Annotated in this window: 7 protein-coding genes; 4 read left to right on the top strand and 3 right to left on the bottom strand. The window is 45.0% G+C overall.

Translation table 11 applies throughout. From position 1 onward, the window contains the following. Window positions 1-9: 9 nt before the first annotated feature. On the top strand, window positions 10-777 hold the full coding sequence (locus AAC855_RS18655; RefSeq protein WP_340611558.1) for a thiazole synthase: 768 nt from the start codon (window positions 10-12) through the stop codon (window positions 775-777). Beyond that, the gene (gene thiH / locus AAC855_RS18650; RefSeq protein ID WP_340611557.1) at window positions 774-1,922 is read left to right on the top strand and encodes a 2-iminoacetate synthase ThiH; all 1,149 of its coding nucleotides are present in this window, start codon (window positions 774-776) and stop codon (window positions 1,920-1,922) included. Before AAC855_RS18655 ends, thiH begins: the two co-directional genes overlap by 4 nt. Before the next feature lie 420 nt (window positions 1,923-2,342). Here thiH and AAC855_RS18645 read toward each other — a convergent pair whose 3' ends face one another. Together AAC855_RS18645 and malT are read right to left on the bottom strand one after the other, a co-directional pair. Further along, window positions 2,343-2,948, bottom strand: a complete 606-nt coding sequence (locus tag AAC855_RS18645; protein ID WP_340611555.1) for a DUF1349 domain-containing protein — start codon at window positions 2,946-2,948, stop codon at window positions 2,343-2,345. 54 nt (window positions 2,949-3,002) lie between these two features. Then, entirely contained in the window at window positions 3,003-5,720 is a 2,718-nt protein-coding gene (malT, locus tag AAC855_RS18640) for an HTH-type transcriptional regulator MalT (protein WP_340611554.1), read from the bottom strand. 357 nt (window positions 5,721-6,077) lie between these two features. Here malT and malP point away from each other — a divergent pair, with 357 nt between their 5' ends. Together malP and malQ are read left to right on the top strand one after the other, a co-directional pair. Beyond that, on the top strand, window positions 6,078-8,513 hold the full coding sequence (malP, locus tag AAC855_RS18635) for a maltodextrin phosphorylase (RefSeq protein WP_340611552.1): 2,436 nt from the start codon (window positions 6,078-6,080) through the stop codon (window positions 8,511-8,513). A 9-nt stretch (window positions 8,514-8,522) separates the two neighbouring features. After that, window positions 8,523-10,649, top strand: coding sequence for a 4-alpha-glucanotransferase (malQ, locus tag AAC855_RS18630; protein WP_340611550.1), 2,127 nt, complete (start codon window positions 8,523-8,525; stop codon window positions 10,647-10,649). A 127-nt stretch (window positions 10,650-10,776) separates the two neighbouring features. Here the strand turns inward: malQ and malG are convergent, their stop codons facing one another. Next, window positions 10,777-11,667, bottom strand: a complete 891-nt coding sequence (gene malG, locus AAC855_RS18625) for a maltose ABC transporter permease MalG (protein ID WP_340611548.1) — start codon at window positions 11,665-11,667, stop codon at window positions 10,777-10,779. Window positions 11,668-11,679 lie beyond the last annotated feature (12 nt).

The following is an 11,679-nucleotide window of genomic DNA, read 5'->3' as shown; positions in this document are numbered from 1 at the left end:
AGGTTAACCATGTTAAAAATTGCTGATACCACCTTTCATTCCCGTCTGTTTACAGGCACAGGAAAATTTGCCAATGCCGGGCTGATGATTGAAGCCATCCGCGCCTCCGGTAGCCAGTTAGTCACAATGGCGATGAAACGGATTGATCTGCAAGGCAAAGATGATGGCATTCTCATTCCCTTGCAGGAACTGGGGGTTAAACTCCTGCCAAATACTTCCGGCGCAAAAACCGCAGAAGAGGCGGTATTTGCTGCCCGCCTTGCACGGGAAGCGCTAGGCACTAACTGGGTTAAGCTGGAAATCCACCCTGACGTGAAATATCTGTTACCTGATCCGATAGAAACCCTGAAAGGAGCGGAACAATTAGTCAGAGAAGGTTTTGTGGTTCTGCCTTACTGTGGCGCAGATCCGGTTCTGTGCCGCCGTCTGGAAGAAGTGGGTTGTGCCGCTGTCATGCCATTGGGAGCGCCTATTGGTTCAAATAAGGGCTTACTCACCCGGGATTTTCTGCAAATTATCATTGAACAGTCTAATGTTCCTGTGGTTGTCGATGCCGGTATTGGTGCTCCTAGCCATGCATTGGCAGCCATTGAAATGGGTGCCGATGCTGTCTTGGTCAATACGGCAATCGCCGTTGCCCGTAATCCGGTCAAAATGGCGCAGGCATTCAAAACAGCCATTGAAGCAGGCGAACTCGCTCATCAGGCAGGAGTGGCAAGCCAGAAATTCCATGCGGAAGCCTCCAGCCCACTGACCGATTTTCTGGGGGCTTTATGAGCAGCAATACCGTGACAGAACAGACTTTCCGCCATCACTGGCAACAGTTAGACTGGGATGACATTACGCTGAGCATCAATAGTAAAACCCGCCATGATGTTGAGCATGCTCTAAATAGTGAACGTCTGACACTGAATGATTTTATGGCTCTGCTCTCACCCGCCGCCCTTCCCTACCTTGAACCATTAGCGCAGCGGGCACAGCAATTAACCCGTCAGCGATTCGGTAATACTGTGGGATTCTATATCCCGCTTTATCTTTCCAATTTGTGCGCCAATGACTGTACCTATTGTGGTTTTTCCATGAGTAACCACATCAAACGTAAGACGCTCAATGAACAGGAAATTGAGGCTGAATGTCAGGCGCTGAAAAAACTGGGATTTGAGCATATCCTTCTGGTGACAGGGGAGCACCAGAAAAAGGTCGGTATGGATTATTTTCGCCATTACCTTCCCTTAATACACCGTTATTTCAGTTCAGTCACAATGGAAGTTCAGCCACTGGCGCAAAAAGAATATGCCGAACTGAAAACACTGGGATTAGATGCTGTACTGGTCTATCAGGAAACCTACCACGAACCCAGTTATCAATTACACCATCTCAGGGGTAAGAAACAAGATTTTCACTGGCGGCTGGAAACCCCTGAGCGGCTAGGGCGGGCGGGCATTGATAAAATTGGTCTGGGCGCATTAATCGGCTTATCACCTCATTGGCGAACTGATTGCTATATGGTGGCAGAACATCTGTTTTTCCTACAAAAACAGTTCTGGAAAAGCCGTTATTCCATCTCCTTTCCACGCCTGCGTCCCTGTGCTGGCGGGATTGAACCCGCATCCCTGATGAATGATGCAGAACTGGTACAACTGATCTGCGCATTCCGCCTGCTGGCACCCGATGTTGAACTTTCTCTTTCTACCCGTGAGTCACCTTATTTCCGCGACCATGTTGTACCTCTGGCGATAAACAGTGTCAGTGCTGGTTCTAAGACTCAGCCGGGTGGTTACGTCGAAAATGATCATCTCGAACTGGAACAATTTTCTCCGAATGACCACCGCTCTGTGGAACAGGTTGCCGAAGCACTGGTCAGATCGGGCTTACAGCCAGTCTGGAAAGATTGGGATAATTATTTGGGCAGGCAGGGATAAGAAATAAACTTATGTCCCTCATCCACACTGCACATTGGGTGAGGGATAGTCGCCTCAATACTTATTTAAAGAGATCTTTTTCATTCAGATATCTTTTTATTTTTCTTCGGTATTTACACGCTAATAAAACCAATACCAAGAAGCTGCTATAACAAATAAATTTAACGATACTTCCCGCGATGGGAATACAGAATAAAACCCCGATAACCATAAAAAAATTAAAGATATTTTCCATTATCCATCTTAATAATGTAAATATGCATTTTATGATGTGATAAATACACTCCAGTAGTGCCGCGAAAAACTCCAACAAATCTTCCATCTGCATCTCCTTTTCCATAATACCTTTATTTTACTTTTTATATTCGGGTATTAATCCATCATAAAAGCATTTCATCTGACCGATTTGTAGCCATTACACTAACTCAAATCATGCAAAGGCTTGTTCAGGGCTGGCCTCAGTCTGAATTCAGAGAACTTCACTTGTAACCCTTCTCTTTCTGGTGAACAACACATCGCACCAATCAACACTCGTTGACCATTGTGTTGGTTAATAGCAAAAGGGGATAACCGCAACAGGGGCCACTGCTTACCATCTGTGGAATATTGCAGCCGGATAGCGCCTTCCTGATAGGTCAGCCGCAACCAGAATTTCTCAGCGTTACCCGAAAAAACTCCCATCGCCCAATCAGAATAAGGTGAGGTTAATACACTGCCGATTGTTGCCTTGCCATCGGCATATTCAATACCGGCTTTCAGCCAATGCTGCTCATCAAGCAACAACATAATACCAGCCTGATCGTATAACTGCTCAAAACGCCCTTCAATGCAGAGCTGAAAAGTGAACCCTTCTTTAATCAGTGAATCACCAATATAGCAGCCAAAAACATGGCCACTGTGGCGCTGAAAGCCATACCATGTGTCACGCCAAAAATCAGTTTTATTATCAGTTATCACGCTCAGTACATTATCCTGACGTTGCCATGAGGCCGGTTCATTAAGCCAATGACAGTGCAATAAATTCATCAATATCCCCTTTTTATTTATGAAATCATCAGAAATGTCATCCTCACGAAAATTTTATTGAACACCCAGCCCCATCATTTTCATTAAACTCTGCGCTTGTTGAATCGCTTCCTGACGATGAGTAATACCCATTTTTTGATACAGATTACGTATATGCGTCTTAATCGTCGTAGCGGCGACTTCCAGTTCAGTCGCAATTTGCTCATTACTGTAACCAGAATAAATTAAGCCTAATACCTGCCATTCACGTTGGGTTAATGGACTATTACGGATAAGTTCGGGTACATCGGGATGAGTAATTAGCTGTTCAACAAAAGTTTCATCGAAATGCGCAAATTTATGCCGATGCTGACGATTAATTTCACGCAAAATACGCTGTGCCCGATGTTGTTCAAAGTCAGGCAGGATATTAAGCTGGATGAGCTGGCGTAATTGCAGGGCCATCAACTCACCCTCAAGTACAAAGTGACTGATGAAGCCCGTGCGATTAGCCAATTTCAGCGCTTCTATCAGCACTTTTTGCGCTTCTGCCTTGCGACCAAGCTGCCAGTGAAGCAGGTTGCACAGCAACAAATTGCGGTTTAAATCACTGACCAACTCCAGTTTTACCGCATACTGATTCAGCCGGTTTAAAATGGTCTCCGCCTCTTCATTCTGGCCGAGTAATATCTGAGCACGGGCAATATTACGCCACTGATTCTGATTGAAGTGATTACTGAAACTTTCAGGTTTCTCAGCCTGAGCCAGCCATTGAGCTACTGAAATATTATCTTCCAGATGCTGCCAGATAATGATCCGCAATTTATCGGTATTCGTCCTCCAGTCCCGATGATAATGCCCATTACTCAACAAATTTTCACAACGGGTTAAATGGCGGCGGGCGTTATCAATATCTCCCCGGATTAAGGAGCATTTCGCCAGTTGAGACAGACATTGCAATTGTTGCTGAGGCTGAAAGTTAGATAGTACCTCCAGACCATGCCGGGCCGCTTCCTCTGATTCATCAATACGCGCCCAACACCACAGAAGCTGAGAGCGAATACGCAAAAGAAACTCATGCATCGGTAGCTGTTCCAAGTGTTGTTCACGGACCAGATCAAAAGCGTGTTTTTGGGTTTCATAAGCGCCCTGTAAATACCCCTGCGCCAGTAAAATTTCACTTTGCTGTAATAATGCCCATAACGCATAGTGGTAGACATGGCAGCGACGGGCCAACTGTTCCGTCTGTTTCATCAATGCTAATGCCTGAGACAGCGCCCCCTTACAGTGCAACACTTCCCCTTTCACTGACATCGCAACAATACGACCATATTCATTATCAGGCAGCAGTGCAGCTAATGCTTTTTCAGCCAGCAAATCCGCGTCATCCGGTCGACCATCATTAATCGCAACCTGAGCACGCAATGCATCAAATTCTCCCAATAGTTCAGCCTCAATCGTTATCTGTTTTTGCTTCAACGATTGCTCTGCCTGATTCAGTAACGCATTAACCTCATAATGACGATGCTGACTCTGCGCCAACCATGCCTGTAACAACACCAGACGGGGGTTTTCCAAGAGCTGTTCATAGGGCAACGCATTCATGCACTCTTCCAATAGCGACAGTTGACTCTGGTTGAACAGCTCCCACGCATATTGCAGCAAAATATCGCACAATAACTTCGTATCCCCTGCTGCCAAAGCATGATGAATGGCTTCTCCCGGATACCCCTGTATCAACCAGCCTTCTGCCGCCGTACTATGTAATTTCGGCAGATCGGCTGCCATTTCCCAATGACAACGCTGCCGAAGAAATGATGCGAACAAGGGATGAAAACAAAACCATTCTCCGAAATCATCCATGCGCTGGATAAATAACCCCTGACGCTCAATATCTTCAAGGCGTTGCTGACCATTTTCCATGCCCGTCAGACAAACAATCAACCCATCATTCATTGAACGCAGGAGAGAACTGCGCAACAAAAATGCGCGAGTTTCCTGATCAACACGGTTTAAAACTTCATCCACCAGATAATCGGACAAATGACCCGCATTAATGCCTGAGAGACGTTTTGCCGATATTTCTGCTGTATTACCGGCCTGACGGGCAGAAAGAGCAATCAACTGCAACGCAGTTGCCCAACCGGCCACGTCATGACATAACTGCCTGCAATTATCCTCGTCCAGTGGACTGGGCAACCGTTTATCAAAAAATTGCTGAGCCTCCTGATAATTAAACGCTAACTGCTGGCTGTCAAACTCCAGCAATTGCTCACGCACCCGCAAGTTAGCAATCCCCAGCGACGGTAATTGACGGGAAAGAATAATCAGAGTGAGATTTTCCGGCTGATAACGGAGAAAAAAACGCATGGCTTCATGAATAAGATTATTCACTATCAGATGATAATCATCGATCACCAGAAACAATGACTGCTTCCATTCATTCAATTCGATAAACAACTGTGCGAACAGCGCCGATAAATTGGCATACTGGTGTTTCTGCGCCAAAACCTCACTTTTGACACAATGCCCCTGTGTGGCCTGTTGAATCGCAGCAATCAGATAACTGGCAAAACGCTCCGGCTGATTATCACTATCATCCAGAGAATACCACCCCAGATTACCCTGCCCTGCCGCCCATTGTGACATCAGCGTAGTTTTACCATACCCTGCCGGGCTGGTTACTAATACCAAACGATAATTCTGTGCTTCATTCAGCTGCGCTAGCAGACGCTCACGCATGACCATATGATTGAGGCGAAGGGGGCGACTGAGTTTCGATGGGATAAGCATTGATTTCCTCCCCTCACAAGCAATGAGTAGAACTGATCCCTGTAACCTTGTTGTCATGTTATTGAGAAATACAAATCAGTAACATTCATAAATAAGCACCCAAATTTAGAGAAACGTGCGCCATTTGCAATGAGGTTGATTGATTAGATTGTGTTAAATTGCACCCTGTCACATTCTTTAACTGAAACGTTTCTTTTTCCTGAATAAATTGCGAAAGCGCACGAAAAAATAGCTACGCCCTAATACTCATCCCCGTGAATATCCTGACAGGATGATGTTTCTTGTCCACTGAACCCTCAGCATATCAGACTAAATAATCTGCATATTTTCCTTATTCAGTGACAGGATGAAGACGCCATGAAAAAGCCCCAACTTGATAAAGCCGAATTTCAGGCTGCCCTGACCCGGCAGTTGCAGCGCTTTGGCCTTGACTTAGCACAGGGAATAACAACACATCAGTGGTGGCAAATTGTCAGTGCCACTCTTTTGGAATTACTGCCTGCTTATCACCAAAACAATCACCATCAAATAAATAATCCTCCCCTTACCGATGGCTCAAAAGGCAAGCAACGGCATGTAAACTACATTTCAATGGAGTTTCTGATCGGTCGTTTAACCGGTAACAATCTGCTGAATCTTGGCTGGTATGATGATATTCAGACGTATTTAGCCGAATATGGTGTGGTACTAAGTGATGTCCTGGAAGAAGAAGTTGATCCTGCCTTGGGTAATGGTGGTTTAGGTCGTCTGGCTGCTTGTTTTCTTGACTCAATGGCAACCATTAATCAACCGGCAATCGGCTACGGCCTTAACTATCAGTATGGGCTGTTCCGGCAATCCTTCGAACAAGGGTTACAAATTGAAACTCCGGATGACTGGGGGCGCAATACCTACCCATGGTTTTACCGCAATATACCACTGAACGTTGATGTTAGTTTCGGCGGTGAAATGGTCACAACAACCGACGGTGGTGAAATCTGGCAACCGGCTTTTACTCTGACCGGGGAAGCGTGGGATCTGCCTGTCGTTGGTTATAATAATGGTGTTATACAGCCGCTGCGCCTGTGGCAAGCAACACATGATAATCCCTTTGATTTATCACTGTTCAATGATGGGCAGTTCCTGCATGCGGAACAACAAGGTATAGAAGCCACCAGCCTGACCAAAGTTCTTTACCCGAATGATAACCATCGGGCTGGAAAACGCCTCCGCCTGATGCAGCAATATTTTCAGTGCGCCTGTTCTGTAGCCGATATTCTGCGTCGTTACCAGCGAACGGGACGGCAAATACAGGAGCTGCCGCAATACGAAGTGATACAGCTCAATGATACCCACCCCACTATCGCTATTCCTGAAATGATGCGCCTGCTGATTGATGAACACCAACTAGATTGGGATACTGCATGGAGCATTACCGGGAAAACCTTCGCTTATACTAACCACACTCTATTACCGGAAGGTTTGGAACGTTGGGATGAACATCTCATCAGCGAATTACTGCCACGCCACCATCGTATTATTCAGGAAATAAACCATCGTTTTCGTAAAACGGTAGAACAAAACTGGCCGGGTAATCAAAGAATATGGGAAAAACTGGCAGTCATCCATGATCATCAGATAAGAATGGCCAATCTTTGTGTTGTAGCCTGTTTTGCGATTAACGGCGTTGCCGCATTGCATTCATCTTTAATTGTGACGGATCTCTTCCCTGAATATCACCAATTGTGGCCTCAAAAATTCCATAACGTTACCAATGGAGTGACACCACGTCGCTGGTTAACACAGTGTAACCCCGCACTCTCTTCACTGATTGATCAAACATTAGGCCATGAATGGCGCAATGATATTACTGAACTAAAAAAACTCGAACCCTACGCTGCTGATGCTGCTTTTCGTGAAGCTTATCGCACCGTCAAACAGAACAATAAAATCCGTCTTTCCAATTACATCAATAAAACAATGGGGATTAAACTAGACCCTCATGCCATTTTCGACGTGCAGATCAAACGACTGCATGAGTACAAACGACAGCATTTGAATCTGCTGCATATTCTCTCACTTTATCGACAGATTCAGGAAAATCCGACACTGGACATTTACCCGCGTGTTTTCCTGTTTGGTGCTAAAGCAGCTCCCGGCTACTATCTGGCAAAAAATATTATTTCAGCTATCAATCACGCAGCAGAAAAAATCAACCATGATCCGATCGTACGCAATCGCATAAAAATTGTCTTTATTCCTGATTACAATGTTTCCAAAGCTGAGTTGATGATCCCGGCTGCCGATGTATCAGAGCAAATCTCCACAGCAGGAAAAGAAGCCTCCGGCACTGGTAACATGAAACTTGCCTTGAACGGAGCACTGACTATTGGAACCTTAGATGGTGCGAATGTCGAAATTGCCGAACAGGTTGGTAGCGACAACATTTTTATCTTTGGACATACAGTAGAAGAAGCAAAAACCTTACTGAGAGAGGGCTATGATCCCACCAGCATTCTCCAACAAAATAAGCAATTACAACCAATACTGGATTCCCTCGCCAACGGTGAGTTCAGTCATGGAGATAAACAGGCATTTGATTTAATGCTGCACAGCCTGATTGATGGTGGTGACCCTTATCTAGTATTAGCTGACTTTGCGTCTTACTGTGCCACGCATCAGCAGATTGATGAACGCTACCGTAATACCCCGCACTGGACACAAAGTACGATCCTTAATACTGCCCGTATGGGAACATTCAGTTCCGACAGAACAATTCAGGATTATCAACAACGTATCTGGCAGGTTAAATAGAGGATCATAATGGAAAACAAAAGCCTTGATGATTTAGCAGCAGAAGCTGGCATAGTCACTGAATATATTAATGCCTATGGCAAACCACAAACTATTCCTACTCAGATAAGGCATAGGATCCTGCAAGCCATGGAGGAAAATATACCGGTCAAAAGGCCGGTTTCTGATCCATTGGTTTCAGCCTTACCCACCGTGAAAGTATTAATCATTGGTCAGTCATTCACATTTACGCTGAATACCTCTGCCCAATATCAGTGGCAAATACAGACAGAACAAGGGGCACACCTGCATGGAAACTGCCAGTACCAACTTGCACTACCAACCTCTTTGCCTCTGGGTTATCACACGCTTAGTTTAGTCCCCTTATCATGCTCCAAAGATACGGTACAACGCCATGTTATGCAGATCATCATCGCACCGGAACGCTGTTATGAACCAGAATCACTGATAGAAGGTAACAAATTGTGGGGAGCCTGTATCCAGCTTTATACCCTGCGCTCCGAAACTAACTGGGGAATTGGCGATTTTGGCGATCTGAAAAAGATATTACGTGAACTGGCTCGACGTGGCGGCGCTTTTATTGGCTTGAACCCGCTACATGCGATGTATCCTGCCATGCCTGAAAACGCCAGTCCTTATAGTCCCTCATCCCGCCACTGGTTGAATATCATTTATATTGATGTCAGTCAGGTAGAGGATTTCCAAGCCAGTGCCAACGCTCAAAAGTGGTGGATGAGGCCGGAAACCCAGAGCAGAATTCAAAGTCTCCGCCAAACAGAATGGGTTGATTATGCCGGTGTAATGGCATTAAAAATGGCAGCGTTACGTTTAGCTTATCAACAATTCAATACTCGAACTGATGCCGATCCCCTAAATCTCGCATTCCGTCAATTCATTAAACAAGGTGGCAAAAGCCTGTATTCTCAGGCTACCTATGATGCACTGCATTACAAACTATATAGAGAAAGTCCTACTTATTGGGGTTGGCACGTCTGGCCTGAAAAGTACCGCGATCCAGATAATGAGACTGTACAGGCATTTTGTCACGCCCATCTACAGGAGGTGGAATTTTTTCTTTGGTTACAATGGATTGCTGATAGGCAACTGGCTGACTGTTTTCGTAAAAGTCAGCGCTATGCTATGCCGATTGGTATTTATCGTGATCTGGCCGTTGGCGTGGCACAAGGTGGTTCAGAAACCTGGGATAACCGAGATCTCTATTGTATGAAAGCATCTATTGGTGCGCCGCCTGATATCATGGGGCCATTGGGGCAAAATTGGGGGCTTCCTCCAATAAATCCTCATGTATTACAGGCTCAGAATTATCAACCTTTTATTCAATTACTGCGTAGTAATATGCGTCACTGTGGAGCATTACGCATTGATCATGTTATGGCACTGCTCAGGCTTTGGTGGATCCCTCAGGGAGAAACCGCAGCTCAAGGCGTTTATATCCATTATCCTGTTGATGATTTATTGGCGATACTGGCATTAGAAAGCCAGCGTCATTGTTGCATGGTGATAGGCGAAGATTTAGGGATTGTACCGGAAGAGATTGTTGGAAAATTACGTGACCGTGGTGTTTATTCTTATAAGGTTTTTTATTTTGAGCGCGACGGACAAGGTGAATTTAAGCCACCCGAAAAATATCAGACACAAGCTATGGCTACTATCACTACTCATGATTTACCGACATTATGTGGATTTTGGCAAAGTGGTGATCTGGAACTGGGGGAATCAATTGGGTTATATCCTGATAAGGCATTACTTACTGAATTACATGATGAACGCGAATACTGTAAGCAAAAACTATTACAGAGTTTAAATCATCATGGCTATCTCTCAGGATCAGAAAATACGCTAACCCCCTTGCAGCCAGAGACATCTTCATCACAGATACCAACATCCATTAATCAAGGAATACACTATTATCTCGCCAGCTGTACCAGTGCCTTGTTGGGCTTACAACCTGAGGACTGGCTGGGTATGGAAAATCCTGTCAATGTCCCGGGCACAACTGTGGAATATCCTAATTGGAGACGTAAATTAACCGTCACATTGGAAGAGATGTTCAAAAATGCACACATAAATCAATTATTGGAAACAATAGATAAACACAGAAGAAGAGTGCCATAACGACAGACGAAAAAGACGAAAAAGACGAAAAAGACGAAAAAGACGAAAAAATATTAAACTTCGTACCCTTTATTCAGGTACGAAGTTTTGCTTTACCTTTACTCTTTGATGAGTTTAGAACAGACTGTCACCCCTTCACACCACCAGCTGTCAATCCTCCCACTAACCAACGCTGAGCAAGTAAGAAAACCACTGTAATAGGTATAGCAGAAAGTACAGCAGCGGCGGCAAAGTCACCCCAGAGGTAATTTTGAGGGTGGAGATATTGCTGCATACCCACAGCTAATGTGTAATTATCCACATCCCTTAACAATAACGATGCGACTGGCACTTCAGTAATCGCACCAATAAAAGACAGGATAAATACCACCGCTAATATCGGGACAGAAAGCGGCAACAGTATCAAACGAAAAACCTGCCACGATGTTGCGCCATCCAGCATGGCCGCTTCTTCTAAAGACCGATCTAACGTTTCAAAATAACCTTTTATCGTCCACACGTGTAGAGCAATGCCCCCCAGATAGGCAAAAATCACACCACCGTGGGTATTCAGACCAATAAAAGGGATATATTCCCCCAAACGATCAAACAAGGCATACAATGCCACCAACGACAAAACAGCGGGAAACATTTGAAAAATAAGCATTCCTTTCAATAAGGTGTTTTTGCCACGAAAACGCATTCGAGCAAAAGCATAAGCACACGTTGTTGACAACGCAACAATGCCAGTCGCCGTAATTAATGCGACTTTTATAGAGTTCCATAACCACAACATTACCGGAAACGGTGGAGGAGTAATGCGCCCATCAGAGGATTCAACACTATAGCCCAATGCTAATTTCCAGTGTTCCCAGGAAATCGACTCAGGGATCAAACTACCCGTCGCAAAGTTCCCCGGTCGTAAAGAGATAGCAATGACCATGAGTAAGGGAAATAAAATCGAGGCGATAAAAATCAGCATGAATATATGCGTTACCCATATTCGCCACCGCTGTGATTTAGGTTGCACCATCGCCATGCCACTATCTCC

Origin of the sequence: Xenorhabdus bharatensis (genome assembly GCF_037996705.1) — a bacterium.
Taxonomy (GTDB): domain Bacteria; phylum Pseudomonadota; class Gammaproteobacteria; order Enterobacterales; family Enterobacteriaceae; genus Xenorhabdus; species Xenorhabdus bharatensis.
Note: the sequence above shows the minus strand (reverse complement) of the source record. Positions and strands in the feature narration are given on the sequence as shown.